We start from the raw sequence: 15271 nt of genomic DNA on the forward strand, positions 1-15271 counted from the left end.
GTGGAGCTGCCGATGGGTCGACGAGAACACACACCTTCGGGTGTCGCGACCTCGTGTGATTGACGCATCTTGCCATTTGGATTGCGCCATTCAGGGCACTCGCCATGTCAAAATCGGATAACGGGTGGTCCCCGAAGGGTGAACGGCCGGCCCATCAAGGCCGGACCATCTGCGGTAATCCCTCCTTCTCGCCGGAAGATCTTCGGTCTGCCTCGCCATGCGGTCTGCGGGAACAGCGCGTATGAACGATTTGGAGGCATTACCAAACATTCGACACGGACTTGTCCCCATATTGGGGTACGTGTCGACTCGCCGTCATGTGACCTTCGCGTTATGGACTCGTCGCCGATGCCGTCCGTCCGGTAAGAAGGTTCTTTACACCCCTCATCCGGGGCTCAGGGCGCGTGTGCGGCGCGCCCGTCGCGTCTGTGCCCGAACGCATCACTCACTGGGCCATGCGCGGTCCCGCCCACCCCTCACCAGGAGTGGCCACCCTCAAACCATGAACACTTAAGGGGTAAAACCAAGTGGCAGCGGAGATCGTCAATCCTCGCAGCGACAGGGGTACGGATCAGGACGGCGGGGCAGAGCCGCTCGATTCCTTCGATCCGGCCTTCGCGCTGCACCGCGGCGGCAAGATGGCCGTGCAGGCCACCGTGCCCGTCCGTGACAAGGACGACCTGTCCCTGGCGTACACGCCCGGCGTCGCGCGGGTGTGCACCGCCATCGCCGAGCAGCCGGAACTGGTCCACGACTACACGTGGAAGTCGTCCGTGGTCGCCGTCGTGACCGACGGAACGGCCGTGCTGGGCCTTGGGGACATCGGCCCTGAAGCCTCCCTTCCGGTGATGGAAGGGAAGGCGATCCTTTTCAAGCAGTTCGGCGGCGTGGACGCGGTGCCGATCGCACTCGACTGCACCGACGCCGACGAGATCGTCGAGACCGTGGTGCGCCTCGCGCCGTCCTTCGGCGGAGTCAATCTGGAGGACATCTCGGCGCCCCGGTGCTTCGAGATCGAGCGGAAGCTCCAGGAGCGCCTGGACATCCCGGTCTTCCACGACGACCAGCACGGCACGGCGGTCGTGACCCTGGCGGCGCTGCGCAACGCGGCCCGGCTGAGCGGCCGGGGCATCGGCGAGCTGCGGGCCGTCATCTCCGGCGCGGGCGCGGCCGGTGTCGCCATCGCCAAGATGCTGGTCGAGGCCGGCATCGGGGACGTGGCGGTGTCCGACCGCAAGGGCGTCGTCTCGGCGGACCGGGAGGACCTGACGCCGGTCAAGCGGGAGCTGGCCGAGTTCACCAACAAGGCGGGCATCACCGGGTCCCTGGAGGACGCGCTGGCCGGCGCCGACGTCTTCATCGGCGTCTCCGGCGGTACGGTGCCGGAGTCGGCCGTGGCGTCGATGGCCGAGGGGGCCTTCGTCTTCGCCATGGCCAACCCGAACCCCGAGGTGCACCCGGACGTCGCGCACAAGTACGCGGCGGTCGTGGCGACCGGCCGGTCGGACTTCCCCAACCAGATCAACAACGTCCTGGCGTTCCCCGGGATCTTCGCCGGCGCGCTGCAGGTGCGGGCGTCCCGGATCACCGAGGGGATGAAGATCGCGGCGGCCGAGGCGCTGGCCGGGGTCGTCGGCGACGACCTCGCCGCCGACTACGTGATCCCCTCGCCGTTCGACGAGCGGGTCGCCCCGGCCGTGACGGCGGCCGTCGCGGCGGCGGCGCGCGCGGAGGGCGTGGCCCGTCGCTGACGTGATCCCGTCGCTGATGTGACCCGAATGGCCCTGTCCCTGTGGGACGGGGCCATTCGCTGTCCGGACACGGGCAGGTGCTGGGCCGGGCGCCTGGCCGGTGCCCGGCGGCACACCGAGCTTGGCAAGAGGGCGTGTGTCACAGGCGCCCGCGGTTCCGTCGGCGTCGGCGCAGCCCTATCGTCAAGGTCATGTTCGCTGTCTACGCCGCCCGAATCGACCGCGACCAGCCGCTGAACGGCCTGGAGTCGGGGGAGCGCCCGGCCCCCGAGGCCCGTCCCGGCTGGAGCACCGTCAACGTCAGGGCCGCCTCCCTGAACCACCACGATCTCTGGTCGCTGAAGGGTGTGGGCCTGTCCGAGGACAAGCTGCCCATGATCCTCGGCTGCGACGCCGCCGGTGTCGACGAGGACGGCAACGAGGTCGTCCTGCACTCCGTGATCGGACAGAGCGGGCACGGCGTCGGGCCCAAGGAGCCCCGGTCCATCCTGACCGAGCGCTACCAGGGCACCTTCGCCGAGCAGGTCGCCGTGCCGACCTGGAACCTGCTGCCCAAGCCCAAGGGGCTCTCCTTCGAGGAGGCCGCCTGTCTGCCCACGGCCTGGCTCACCGCCTACCGCATGCTCTTCACCAACGCGGGCGTACGCCCCGGTGACTCCGTCCTCGTGCAGGGTGCCGGCGGCGGTGTCGCCACGGCCGCCATCGTGCTCGGCAAGGCGGCCGGCCTCAAGGTCTTCGCCACCAGCCGCGACGAGGCCAAGCGCAAGCGGGCGCTGGAACTCGGCGCGGTGGAGGCGGTCGAGTCGGGAGCGCGGCTGCCGCAGCGGGTGGACGCCGTGATCGAGACCGTCGGCGCGGCCACCTGGTCCCACTCGGTGAAGTCGCTGCGCCCCGGCGGCACCATCGTCATCTCCGGCGCCACCAGCGGCGACCGCCCCTCGCACGCCGAGCTCACCCGCATCTTTTTCCTCGAGCTGAAGGTGGTCGGCTCGACGATGGGCACCAAGGACGAGCTGGAGGATCTGCTCTCCTTCTGCGACACCACCGGCGTCCGCCCCGTCATCGACGAGGTCCTCCCGCTCGACCGAGCCCGCGAGGGCTTCGAACGGATGGAGTCCGGCGGACAGTTCGGGAAGATCGTCCTCACCACCACCTGAACCAGCCCGCGGACCCTGGTCGCGCGGTCGGTCCGTGTCGTGCCGTTGCCCGGGCGGGCCCCGGTGTCAGGGGGCCCGCCGAGGCGGGGCATCAGGGCTTGGGCGTGTGGAGCAGAGCCGTGATGTGGGCCGCGGCCCTCGACAGGTGGCGGCGCGTGTCACGGAGCTGGTCGGTGGTCACGCCGTGGTCGCGCGCCGCGTCGCGGATGTCGTCGCGGAAGCGGTCCAGGATGCGGTCCAGGTCACGGGCGGGGTCGCCGGTGAAGTCCTCGTGCGCCCAGGACGGTTCGTACTCGGCCGGGAAGTCCTCCGGGGTCTGCGAGTACTCCGCCGGTGCCGTCGCGGGGCCGGCCGCCGGACGGCCGAAGCCGAAGTCCCTGCCCAGGTCCTTGCCCCAGTCCTTGCCGAAGTCGCCGAACTCCTTGGCCAGTTCGGTCAGGCCCTCGCGCACCCCGGTCGGCCAGTCGCCCCGCGCGAAATGGTCCTGCACCTGCTCCTGGACGCGCCGGGCGATGCGCTGGAACTCCTCCTGCGCCTGCGCCCGCGCCCGCTCCTGGGCCTCCTTCGCCACGCGCCGGGCCCGCTGCGCCTCCTCGCGCGCCCGGCGGCTCTCGTCCTTGGCGCGCCGCGCCTGCTCCTTCCACTCCTGCTTGACGCGGCGCATCTCCTCCTTGGCGGCCCGCCAGGCCTCCTTGTCCTCGGCCTCGCCCGACCAGGCGTAGCCCCCCGAGGCCGCGCCCGTGCCGGAGCCCTGCCGGGCCTGGGAGGCGGCGGCGCGCATCTCGCGCCGCAGATCGCCCGCCGCACCTCGTACGTCGGCACGGATCTCGGCGGCGAGTTCGGCGACCGACTCGCGGATCTCCAGCTCGAGATCGGCCAGCTCACCACTGCGGTCGGCCAGCTCGGCACGGCCCGCGTCCGTGATGGCGTACACCTTGCGGCCGCCCTCGGTGGTGTGCGTGACCAGGCCCTCGGCCTCCAGCTTGGCCAGCCGCGGGTAGACGGTGCCGGCCGAGGGCGCGTACAGCCCCTGGAAGCGCTCCTCCAGCAGGCGGATCACCTCGTAGCCGTGGCGCGGGGCCTCGTCGAGCAGCTTCAGCAGGTAGAGGCGGAGGCGGCCGTGAGCGAAGACGGGGGGCATGTCAGAGCACCTTCTTGTCGGTCGTGCCGTCGGTCGCGGGCCGGGTGGGGCCGTCGTCCGAGTCCGGGCCGGAGTCCCACGGTCCGTCCTCCGCCGGCGGACGCCGGAGCAGGGCGATCGAGCCGGAGACCGTCGTCGCCTTCAGCCTGCCGTGGCCCGTGCCCAGCCGGCCGGTGATCCGCTTGGCGCCCCACTGCCCGCTGACCCGCAGGTCCTCGAAGGCGTTGGACACCGACCCGCTGGCGGTGTTCGCCTCCACCTCCGCGTCCGCCGGGTGGGGCAGCCGGATGGCGATCTCCCCGGAGACATTGGTCAGGCTGACGTCGGTGGGGCGGCCCGCCGGGTCCAGGTCGACGATCATCGAGCCGCTCACGGAGTCCGCCCGGACCGAGGAGCCCGCGCCCTCGACCACCGTCAGGTCGCCCGAGACCGAGTTGAACCGCAGGTCTCCGGAGAGGGCCTGCGCCTCCAGGTTCCCCGACACCGTGTCCGCGCGCACCGGGCCGGTGACGCCCACCAGGGTGGTGTCCCCGGTGACGCCCTTGACCTCCGTACGCCCGTCGATGCCCGAGACCATCGCGGCGGCGCCGACCACCCCGACCTCGACCTGCGTGCCCGCCGGGACGGCCAGGGAGACGACGGCGCTGCGCCGCCAGCCCTTGCGGTCCAGCCACTTCAGAAAGCCCTTCCAGGGCAGGTCCTCGTACGCCACGGTCAGGGTGCCGCCCTGCTGGGTGACCACCAGGGGCGGCCCTTCGATCTCGGAGACCTCCAGGCGCGCGGAACTCTCGTCCGTACCCACGACGTTCACCGCTCCGTTGACGATGCGGACGTTGAGCTGGGTCACGGGCTTGTCGAAGGTGAGCTTCCTGGGCTCCCCCACGGACCACTCGGACATGGTGCAGACCTCCTGGGACGGACGACCGGACCACGCGGGACCGCAGGGCCGGATACGGACCGGAGAGCGACGCGTCACGCCATATCGCGTCCCTCGTACAGACACGATATATCGCGGACACGGAAAGTCAAGACACACTGTGAGGCCACGACAGACCGGGAAAGGCGAAGGGCGCCCCCGAAGGGACGCCCCACGTCGTTCGCCGCTGGATCGCTACTCGTCGTCCTCGTCGTCCAGCCGGGCCAGCCAGGTGGCCAGCCGCTCCACCGGAACCTCGAAGTCGGGGTTCAGGTCGACGAAGGTCCGCAGCTGCTCGGCGAGCCACTCGAAGGTGATCTCCTCCTCGCCCCGCCGCTTCTCCAGCTCCTCGATGCCACGGTCGGTGAAGTACATGAGGCCAAGGATAAGGCGCGCAAAAGGCCGGGCCGCACCCCCGTGGACGAGGGTGCGGCCCGGTCACGTACGGCCCGCGTCAGCGGCTACGCGGTCACGCCTCGAACACCTCGCGCACCAGCTGCTCCTGCTCCGCCTGGTGCCGCTTCGCGGAACCCACGGCGGGGGAGGAGCTGTGCGGGCGGGAGATGCGGCGCAGGCGCTCGCCGTGCGGCACGTCCGCGCCGACCGCCAGGTCCAGGTGGTCGATCAGGTTGAGCGCGATGAACGGCCAGGCACCCTGGTTCGCCGGCTCCTCCTGGGCCCACAGGTACTTCTCGGCGTTCGGGTACTTCTTGATCTCCGCCTGGAGCTCGGCACCCGGGAGCGGGTACAGACGCTCGATGCGGATGATCGCGGTGTCCGTCACGCCCCGCTTCTTCCGCTCGGCCTCGAGGTCGTAGTAGACCTTGCCGGCGCAGAAGACGACCTTGCGCACCGCGGCCGGGTCGACCGTCGAGTCGCCGATGACGGGGCGGAACTGGCCCGACGTGAACTCCTCCGTCTTCGACGCGGCGGCCTTGAGGCGCAGCATCGACTTCGGGGTGAAGACCACCAGCGGCTTGTGGTGCGGGTTGTGCACCTGCCACCGCAGGAGGTGGAAGTAGTTCGACGGGAGGGTCGGCATCGCGACCGTCATGTTGTTCTGGGCGCAGAGCTGGAGGAACCGCTCGACACGGGCCGAGGAGTGGTCCGGGCCCTGGCCCTCGTAGCCGTGGGGGAGGAGCAGCGTGACGCCGGACATCTGGCCCCACTTCTGCTCCGCCGCCGAGATGTACTCGTCGACCACCGACTGCGCGCCGTTGACGAAGTCGCCGAACTGCGCCTCCCACATCACGAGCGCGTCGGGGCGGGCCAGCGAGTAGCCGTACTCGAAGCCCATGACCGCGTACTCGGACAGCAGGGAGTTGTAGACGTTGTAGCGCGCCTGGTCCTCGGCGAGGTACTGGAGCGGGGTGTACTCCTCGCCCGTCTCGCGGTCGATGAGAACCGCGTGGCGCTGGCCGAAGGTGCCCCGCTGGGAGTCCTGGCCGGACAGGCGGACCGGGGTGCCCTCCAGCAGCAGGGAGCCGACGGCCAGGGTCTCGCCCATGCCCCAGTCGATCGTGCCGTCCTCGACCATCGTCGTGCGGCGCTGCAGCTGCGGCAGCAGACGCGGGTGCACAGTGAAGTGGTCGGGGATGTTGACCTGGGACTCGGCGATGCGCTTCACGACCTCCGAGGAGATCGCGGTCGGAACCGCGACCGGGAAGCCGTCCTGCGGCGCCTGGGTGTCCGCGGCGGCCGGCTGGGAGGTGGCCTCGCGCACCTCGGTGAAGACCTTCTCCAGCTGGCCCTGGTAGTCCTGCAGCGCCTGCTCGGCCTCTTCCAGGGTGATGTCGCCGCGACCGATCAGGGACTCGGTGTAGAGCTTGCGCACCGAGCGCTTCTTGTCGATCAGGTCGTACATCAGCGGCTGGGTGAAGGCCGGGTTGTCCGACTCGTTGTGACCGCGGCGGCGGTAGCAGATGAGGTCGATCACGACGTCCTTGTTGAACGCCTGGCGGAACTCGAACGCCAGCCGGGCAACGCGCACGACGGCCTCGGGGTCGTCACCGTTCACGTGGAAGATCGGGGCCTCGATCATGCGGGCCACGTCCGTCGCGTACATCGAGGAACGCGAGGACTCGGGGGCCGCGGTGAACCCGACCTGGTTGTTGATGACGATGTGGACCGTGCCGCCGGTGCGGTAGCCGCGCAGCTGCGACATGTTCAGGGTCTCGGCCACCACGCCCTGGCCCGCGAAGGCCGCGTCGCCGTGGATCGCCACCGGCAGGACCGTGAAGTCCGTGCCGCCCTTGTTGATGATGTCCTGCTTGGCGCGGGCGATGCCCTCGATGACCGGGTCCACCGTCTCCAGGTGGGACGGGTTCGCGGCCAGCGAGACCTTGATCTGCTCGCCGTCCAGGCCGGTGAAGGTGCCCTCGGCGCCCAGGTGGTACTTCACGTCGCCGGAGCCGTGCATGGACTTCGGGTCGAGGTTGCCCTCGAACTCGCGGAAGATCTGCGCGTAGGACTTGCCGACGATGTTCGCCAGCACGTTCAGCCGGCCGCGGTGGGCCATGCCGATGACGACCTCGTCCAGGCGGGACTCGGCCGCGGAGTCGATGACCGCGTCCAGCAGCGGGATGACGGACTCGCCGCCCTCCAGGGAGAAGCGCTTCTGGCCGACGTACTTCGTCTGCAGGAAGGTCTCGAAGGCCTCCGCCGCGTTCAGCCGGCGCAGGATGCGCAGCTGCTCCTCGCGCTCCGGCTTGGAGTGCGCGCGCTCCACGCGGTCCTGGATCCACTTGCGCTGCTTGGGGTCCTGGATGTGCATGAACTCGATGCCGACGGTGCGGCAGTACGAGTCGCGCAGCACGCCGAGGATGTCGCGCAGCTTCATCATCGACTTGCCGGCGAAGCCGCCGACGGCGAACTCGCGCTCCAGGTCCCACAGGGTGAGGCCGTGCTCGACGATGTCCAGGTCGGGGTGCTTGCGCTGGCGGTACTCCAGCGGATCGGTGTCGGCCATGACGTGGCCGCGGACCCGGTAGGAGTGGATCAGCTCGAAGACGCGGGCGGCCTTGGTGACGTCGTCGTCGTGCGAGGCGTCGATGTCCTTGAGCCAGCGGACCGGCTCGTAGGGGATGCGCAGCGCCTCGAAGATCTCGTCGTAGAAGCCGTTCTCGCCGAGGAGGAGGTTGGCGACGACGCGCAGGAACTCGCCGGAGGCGGCGCCCTGGATCACCCGGTGGTCGTAGGTCGACGTGAGCGTCATGACCTTCGAGATGCCGAGCTTGTTCAGGGTGTCCTGGGAGGTGCCCTGGAACTCCGCCGGGTAGTCCATGGAGCCGACGCCCATGATCACCGACTGGCCGGGCATCAGGCGCGGCACCGAGTGGACCGTGCCGAGGCCGCCGGGGTTGGTGAGGGAGACGGTGACGCCGGTGAAGTCGTCCATCGTCAGCTTGCCGTCGCGGGCGCGGCGGACGATGTCCTCGTAGGCCTGCCAGAACTCGAAGAAGTTCAGCGTCTCGGCCTTCTTGATCGCCGCGACGACCAGCTGGCGCTCGCCGCCCGGCTTCACCAGGTCGATGGCCAGCCCGAGGTTGACGTGCTCCGGCTTGACCAGGGTGGGCTTGCCGTCCTTCTGCGCGAAGGAGTAGTTCATCGACGGCATGGCCTTGATCGCCTGGACCATGGCGTAGCCGATGAGGTGCGTGAAGGAGATCTTCCCGCCGCGGGCCCGCTTGAGGTGGTTGTTGATGACGATGCGGTTGTCGAACAGCAGCTTCACCGGAACGGCGCGCACGGACGTGGCCGTGGGCAGCTCCAGGGAGGCGTTCATGTTCTTGGCGACCGCGGCGGACGGGCCGCGCAGCGTCACGAGCTCGGGGCCGGCGGGTGCCTCGGCGGCGGGCGCGGGCTTCGCGGCGGCCGGCTTGGCGGCGGCGGGCTTCGCGGGCGCCGGGGCCTGCGCGGCGGGCTTCGCCGGGGCGGCGGCCGGGGCCGGAGCGGCGGCGGCCGGCTTCGGGGCGGCCGGGGCCTGCGCGGGCTGGGCCGGGGCGGCGGGCGCCACCTGGGGAGCCGTGGTGGTCGCTGCGGCCCCCGCGGCCGCAGTGCCCGACGGGGCCGAGGAGGCAGCCGCGGCGGCGCCCGGCTTGTAGTCGGCGAAGAAGTCCCACCAGGCGCGGTCTACGGAGTTCGGGTCCTGGAGGTACTGCTGATAGATCTCGTCGACGAGCCACTCGTTGGCACCGAACGCGGCAGCGGGGTTCTTCCCGGCCTGGTCGTTGTCGGTGGAGATGCTCGAGTTACTGGGGGACTGTGGCGACACGGCGGCAACCGCCCTCTTCCGCTTCACAAGGTGATGGACAGCGGGAATAAAGGCTACGCCTCCGGGACCGGGAAGGTCAGGTCGGGCCCGTTCATCGTCGTGTAAGTCACATCGAAAGCCGTGTTTCGGGGCTTGAAATGGCGGGAAACAACCGTGGTTCACCCGCGGCAGGGAAGGCGGGACCCGGGCCTGGCCCGGTACGGACGCAGGCCCCTGCCTGATCACACGTGTCCAGCTGCGGCCGGATCGACGGAACGCTCGTGGATCTTGAGGTTCCGGTCGAACTTTACGTCAACTTTGAACTGAGGGAAGCCCTGGAAGGGTGACGAGGATCCGGCAGCCGCGATCGGATTCGGCCACGCCGATCCGGCCTCCGTGCAGATCCACGGCCCAGCGGGCGATCGCCAGGCCGAGCCCGGTGCCGCCGTCGCTGCCCGGACCGTGCGGCCGGCTCACCGCACCCCGGTTGAAGCGCTCGAAGACGCGGTGCCACTCGGAGCGGGGGATGCCGGGCCCCTCGTCGAGGACCTCCAGCGCCAGCGACTCCGGCTGCGGACCGCGCCGCGCCCGGACCGTCACGCGGCCGTGCGGCGGGCTGTGCTTGACCGCGTTGTCGATCAGGTTGGCGACGACCTGGTGGATGCGCTCGGGGTCCGCGTGCGCGGTCAGCTCCGGCGGGTAGACGTCGAGGCTCAGATGGACGTCCGTACGCGTGTGGCTCCCGGAGCCGGAGGCCATCTCGGCGCGCGCCGAGGCGACCATGTTGGCCTCCTTCAGCACGCCCGACAGATACGGCCACACCTCGAAGCGCCGCAGCTTCAGCGGGACGACGCCGTTGTCCAGGCGGGACAGGTCCAGCAGCGTCTCGACCAGCCGGCCCAGCCGCTCGGTCTGCTTCAGGGCCGTACGCATGGTCTCGGGGTCCGCCTCGGTGACCCCGTCGACGATGTTCTCCAGCACCGCGCGCAGGCCCGCGATCGGCGTGCGCAGCTCGTGCGAGACATTCGCCACCAGCTCCTTGCGCTGGCGGTCCTGGGCGGCCAGCTCGTCGGCCATGCGGTTGATCGTCTGGGCCAGCGCGCCCAGCTCGTCCCGGCGGTTCTCGCGCACCCGGCGGGTGTAGTCGCCGTGCGAGATGGACCGGGCCACCGCGTTCATCTCGTCCAGCGGCGCGGTGAGCGAATGCGCCACGAACTGCGTGATGAGCAGCGTGGCGATCATCGAGAAGACCATGATGAAGCGCAGCTCGGTCTTGGTGTGCACCGCGATCATCGACAGACCGGTGGTGATCAGCACCGAGATGACGACCAGAGCGCCCAGCTTGGTCTTGATCGAGAACGGTCGTACGTCACCCCAGGGTCCTGACGGGGTCCGCCGTGCGGCCGGCCCGCCGCTCATGGGGTCGGCGTCTCCAGCGCGTAGCCCACGCCGTGCACCGTGCGGATCCGCTCGGCGCCGATCTTCCGGCGCAGCGCCTTGATGTGGCTGTCGACGGTCCGGGTGCCGGAGGCGTCCGCCCAGTCCCACACCTCGGCCAGCAGCTGCTCGCGCGAGAGCACCGCGCGCGGGGTGTTCGCCAGACACACCAGGAGGTCGAACTCCGTCGGCGTCAGGTGGACGTCCTCGCTGCGCACCCGCACCCTGCGCTGCGCGTGGTCGATCTCCAGCTCGCCCAGGCGCAGGATGCCGCTGCGCGGCGTCGCGGCGGCGAGGGCGGCCCGCTCCACGCGGCGCAGCAGCACGTGCACGCGCGCCGCCAGCTCCCGCATCGAGAACGGCTTGGTCATGTAGTCGTCGGCGCCGACGCCGAGCCCGACCAGCATGTCGGTCTCGTCGTCCCGCGCGGTGAGCATCAGCACCGGCACGGGCCGCTGGGCCTGCACGCGGCGGCAGACCTCCAGGCCGTCGAAGCCGGGCAGCATGATGTCGAGGATCAGCAGGTCGGGCTGCCAGGCCTCGGCGGTGTCGACCGCGGACGGGCCGTCGCCCGCCGTTTGCACGAGGAATCCCTCGGCGCGCAGGCGGGTGGCGATGGCGTCCAGGATGGTCTGGTCGTCCTCGACCACCAGGACCCGGCGCTGTGCGCCCGGCCCGGCCGACGTCGCGTTGTGGGAGGTGTGTGTCTGCTCCATCGCCCGCCCCTGAGAGGTGTGCTTCCGGAATCCGTGGGGTGATTCCTTGACTGCGCATGGTTGCGATTGACGCTTGAATGATCGGCGTCAGGGAAGCAGCGTACGGGGAGTCACCGCGGCTTTGCTATCCAGGGCGGACGGCCAGGTGCACGACGTCCGGAACGCCCCGGGCAACGGGGATCTCTTCGGTGCGCACCTGTTGGAACCCGACATTCCACAAGGTTCCTTCAAATTCCGGAGAAGGCCTGGCCGACCACACCGCGAGCACCCCGCCGGGCGTCAACACCCTTGCGCAGCTTGCCAGTCCGGGTGGTGTGTACAGCCCGTCGTTGCCCTCGGTGACCGTCCAGTCGGGGCCGTTGTCGATGTCCAGGCACAGCGCGTCGAACGTGGTGGATGTCTCATTGACGTAAGCGAGGAGATCGGCCTCGACGATCTCGGTGCGCGGGTCGGCGAGCGCCGCCGCCGTGACCTCGGCGAGGGGGCCGTGGCGGTGCCAGCCGATGATCGCCGATTCCCGCTCCACCACGGTGATCCGTCCCCAGCGGGGGTCGGCGGCGGCGTGCGCGAGCGAGAAGCCGACGCCCAGACCGCCGATCAGCACGTGCGGGCGCGCCCTGCCGTCCAGCGCGGCGAGGGCGGCGTCGACCAGCAGTCGTTCCGATCGGCCGTCGGAGGTGTCCATCAGGAAGCAGCCGTTGGCGATGATCTGCAGCAACTCGCCGTGCCGGCGCAGCGCGACCTCGCCGTAGGGGCCCTCGCGACGGTCCAGCACCACAGGAGTCTCGTACGAGGCGGTCATGAGGCCATCCTGCCCGAACTGCGCCGCACGGCCACATGGATTACGGGTGACGCGCGGGCACCGGGAGGGAATCGGGGGCTGCCCGGGGGAGTTGGGGAAGTGCCGTGAGCCGGCGGCCGGCACGGACGTGGCGGGCACGCCGTACGACTGTGGGGTCCTGTGTCCCCGGCGGCGGCTGCCGAGCCTCACCCTCACCCGCGACCTGCTGTTTTCCTCCCTTGGTCGGTGATCGCTCAGAGCGAACAGGCCGCCGGGAACATTCGAGGTCGCCCGTGCATTGAGTCGACGTAACTCAACTTGACTGCCGAAGGGGAGATCATGGCTGCTGAGTCCGCAGCGTTCACACCGCTCACCCTGCCTGTGCTGCCGCTTGATGACGAGGTCGTGCTGCCCGGAATGGTGGTCCCGCTGGATCTGAGCGACAGCGAGGTACGGGCCGCGGTGGAGGCCGCTCAGGCCGCCGCCCGGTCGGAGCCCGGGAAGCCCCGAGTGCTGCTGGTGCCGCGCATCGAGGGGACGTACGCGAAGACCGGTGTGCTGGGCACGGTCGAGCAGGTCGGCCGGCTGGCCGACGGCGACCCGGGCGCCCTGATCCGCGGCCGAGGGCGCGTGCGGATCGGCGCCGGGACCACCGGACCGGGTGCCGCGCTCTGGGTCGAGGGCACGCGGATCGACGAGAGTGTGCCGGAGCCGCTGCCCGGCCAGGTCTCGGAACTGGTCAAGGAGTACAAGGCCCTGGCCACCGCCTGGCTGCGCAAGCGCGGCGCCTGGCAGGTCGTGGACCGCGTGCAGGCCATCGACGACGTCTCCGCGCTCGCCGACAACTCCGGCTACTCGCCCTTCCTGACCATCGAACAGAAGGTCGAGCTGCTGGAGACCGCCGACCCGGTGGCCCGGCTGAAGCTCGCCACCCAGCAGCTGCGCGACCACCTCGCCGAGCAGGACGTGGCCGAGACCATCGCCAAGGACGTCCAGGAGGGCGTCGACAAGCAGCAGCGCGAGTTCCTGCTGCGCCGTCAGCTCGAGGCCGTCCGCAAGGAACTGCGCGAGCTGAACGGCGAGAGCGACGGCGAGGAGTCCGACGACTACCGCGCCCGCGTCGAGGCCGCCGACCTGCCCGAGAAGGTCCGCGAGGCCGCCCTGAAGGAGGTCGACAAGCTGGAGCGGGCCTCCGACGCCTCCCCCGAGGGCTCCTGGATCCGCACCTGGCTGGACACCGTCCTGGAGATGCCCTGGAACGAACGGACCGAGGACGCCTACGACATCCAGGGCGCCAAGGCGGTCCTGGACGCCGAGCACTCGGGTCTGGAGGACGTCAAGGAGCGGATCACCGAGTACCTGGCGGTGCGCAAGCGCCGCGGCGACCGCGGCCTGGGCGTGATCGGCGGGCGGCGCGGCGGTGCCGTCCTGGCCCTTGTCGGGCCGCCCGGTGTCGGCAAGACCTCGCTCGGCGAGTCCGTGGCGCACGCCATGGGACGGAAGTTCGTCCGGGTCGCCCTCGGCGGCGTCCGCGACGAGGCCGAGGTCCGCGGCCACCGGCGTACGTACGTCGGCGCACTGCCCGGCCGGATCGTGCGCGCCATCAAGGAGGCCGGGTCGATGAACCCGGTGGTCCTGCTGGACGAGATCGACAAGGTCGGCTCCGACTTCCGCGGCGACCCGGCCGCGGCCCTGCTCGAAGTCCTGGACCCGGCGCAGAACCACACCTTCCGGGACCACTACCTGGAGGTCGAACTCGACCTGTCGGACGTCGTCTTCCTGGCCACCGCCAATGTCCTGGAGGCCATCCCGGAGGCCCTGGCCGACCGGATGGAGATCGTCCGTCTGGACGGGTACACCGAGGACGAGAAGGTCGTCATCGCGCGCGACCACCTGCTCCCGCGTCAGCTGGAGCGGGCCGGCCTGGACAAGGCCGAGGTCACGATCGACGAGGGCGCGCTGCGCAAGCTCGCCGGCGAGTACACCCGCGAGGCGGGCGTGCGCACCCTGGAGCGGTCCATCGCGCGGCTGCTGCGCAAGGTGGCGGCCCAGCACGAACTGGGGGAGCGGACCCTGCCGTTCGCCGTCACCGAGGCGGATCTGCGCGGCCTGATCGGCCGCCCGCACCACGTGCCCGAGTCCGCCCAGGACCCGGCCGAGCGCCGTACGGCCGTCCCCGGTGTGGCGACGGGTCTGGCGGTCACCGGGGCCGGCGGCGACGTGCTCTTCGTCGAGGCGTCCCTGGCCGACCCGGAGACGGGCGCGGCCGGCCTGACCCTGACCGGTCAGCTGGGCGATGTGATGAAGGAGTCCGCGCAGATCGCGCTGAGCTTCCTGCGCAGCCACGGCGCCGAGCTGGAGCTGCCGGTGGGCGATCTGAAGGACCGGGGCGTGCACATCCACTTCCCGGCGGGCGCGGTCCCCAAGGACGGCCCGAGCGCGGGCATCACCATGACGACCGCGCTCGCCTCGCTCCTGTCGGGCCGTCTGGTCCGCACGGACGTGGCGATGACCGGCGAGGTCTCGCTGACCGGCCGCGTCCTGCCCATCGGCGGCGTCAAGCAGAAGCTGCTCGCGGCGCACCGCGCCGGGGTGACCACAGTGATCATTCCCAAGCGCAACGAGCCCGACCTGGACGACGTCCCGGCCGAGGTGCTGGACAAGCTCGACGTCCACGCCGTCACCGACGTTCGGCAGGTCCTGGAACTGGCCCTCGCGCCGGCCGTGAACGGCGCGGAGCCCGAGATTCCGGTAGCGGCGTGACGGACGCTGCCGGATGAGGGAAGGCCCGGGTCCCGTGAGGGAGACCCGGGCCTTCGCCATGCGTGCTCAGGGACGGACGTCAGCCGTTGGCCGGCGCCTGCACCCGGTCCAGCGCGCCGTTGCTGTGCTTGTCCGGGGGCAACCCCCGGACCCCCGGCCGGGCCGGTGGTGCTCAGCCGTTGGCCGGCGCCTGCACCCGGTCCAGCGCGCCGTTGCTGTGCTTGTCCGGGGGCAACCCCCGGACCCCCGGCCGGGCCGGGGGGTGCTCAGCCGTTGGCCAGCGCCTGCACCCGGTCCAGCGCGCCATTGAACTTGTCGTGGTCGCCGACCGTCGGGCCGGACGACGTGTACTGCCAC

At 70.7% G+C, this 15271-nt stretch carries 10 protein-coding genes and 1 pseudogene; 3 read left to right on the top strand and 8 right to left on the bottom strand.

All coding sequences use genetic code 11. The annotated features are described in order from the left end of the window. Nucleotides 1–527 precede the first annotated feature (527 nt). Together IE318_RS20005 and IE318_RS20010 are read left to right on the top strand one after the other, a co-directional pair. On the top strand, nucleotides 528–1751 hold the full coding sequence (locus tag IE318_RS20005) for an NAD(P)-dependent malic enzyme (RefSeq protein WP_030170430.1): 1224 nt from the start codon (nucleotides 528–530) through the stop codon (nucleotides 1749–1751). A gap of 191 nt (nucleotides 1752–1942) precedes the next feature. Beyond that, nucleotides 1943–2908 (top strand): zinc-binding dehydrogenase, encoded by a 966-nt coding sequence (locus IE318_RS20010; protein WP_030170427.1) that lies wholly within the window; start codon nucleotides 1943–1945, stop codon nucleotides 2906–2908. Between the two features lie 91 nt (nucleotides 2909–2999). Here IE318_RS20010 and IE318_RS20015 read toward each other — a convergent pair whose 3' ends face one another. From IE318_RS20015 to IE318_RS20045, 7 genes are all read right to left on the bottom strand, one after another. Further along, on the bottom strand, nucleotides 3000–4049 hold the full coding sequence (locus IE318_RS20015) for a PadR family transcriptional regulator (protein ID WP_030170424.1): 1050 nt from the start codon (nucleotides 4047–4049) through the stop codon (nucleotides 3000–3002). Nucleotide 4050: 1 nt separating this feature from the next. After that, a complete protein-coding gene (locus tag IE318_RS20020; RefSeq protein ID WP_030170421.1) occupies nucleotides 4051–4947 on the bottom strand; it encodes a DUF4097 family beta strand repeat-containing protein in 897 nt (298 codons plus the stop codon). 213 nt (nucleotides 4948–5160) lie between these two features. Continuing rightward, a complete protein-coding gene (locus IE318_RS20025) occupies nucleotides 5161–5340 on the bottom strand; it encodes a DUF6104 family protein (RefSeq protein ID WP_028420339.1) in 180 nt (59 codons plus the stop codon). Nucleotides 5341–5434: 94 nt separating this feature from the next. Then, nucleotides 5435–9238 carry a multifunctional oxoglutarate decarboxylase/oxoglutarate dehydrogenase thiamine pyrophosphate-binding subunit/dihydrolipoyllysine-residue succinyltransferase subunit gene (locus IE318_RS20030; RefSeq protein ID WP_189902242.1) on the bottom strand — a complete coding sequence of 1268 codons (3804 nt, stop codon included), beginning with the start codon at nucleotides 9236–9238 and terminating at the stop codon, nucleotides 5435–5437. Nucleotides 9239–9529: 291 nt separating this feature from the next. Further along, complete coding sequence (locus IE318_RS20035) at nucleotides 9530–10636, bottom strand: HAMP domain-containing sensor histidine kinase (protein ID WP_030170412.1); 1107 nt, start codon at nucleotides 10634–10636, stop codon at nucleotides 9530–9532. Further along, nucleotides 10633–11370 (bottom strand): response regulator transcription factor, encoded by a 738-nt coding sequence (locus tag IE318_RS20040; RefSeq protein WP_189902244.1) that lies wholly within the window; start codon nucleotides 11368–11370, stop codon nucleotides 10633–10635. The genes IE318_RS20035 and IE318_RS20040 overlap by 4 nt, the downstream gene beginning before the upstream one ends. 124 nt (nucleotides 11371–11494) lie before the next feature. Next, nucleotides 11495–12172 (bottom strand): spermidine synthase family protein, encoded by a 678-nt coding sequence (locus IE318_RS20045; RefSeq protein WP_189902246.1) that lies wholly within the window; start codon nucleotides 12170–12172, stop codon nucleotides 11495–11497. Nucleotides 12173–12490: 318 nt separating this feature from the next. Between IE318_RS20045 and lon the strand changes: the two genes are divergently transcribed. Next, the gene (gene lon, locus IE318_RS20050; protein WP_189902249.1) at nucleotides 12491–14914 is read left to right on the top strand and encodes an endopeptidase La; all 2424 of its coding nucleotides are present in this window, start codon (nucleotides 12491–12493) and stop codon (nucleotides 14912–14914) included. A 266-nt stretch (nucleotides 14915–15180) separates the two neighbouring features. Here lon and IE318_RS45010 read toward each other — a convergent pair. Continuing rightward, a pseudogene (locus IE318_RS45010) lies at nucleotides 15181–15271 on the bottom strand (lysozyme); the annotation flags it as partial.

The sequence above is a fragment of the Streptomyces spiralis genome (genome assembly GCF_014654675.1).
GTDB classification, from domain to species: Bacteria; Actinomycetota; Actinomycetes; order Streptomycetales; family Streptomycetaceae; genus Streptomyces; species Streptomyces spiralis.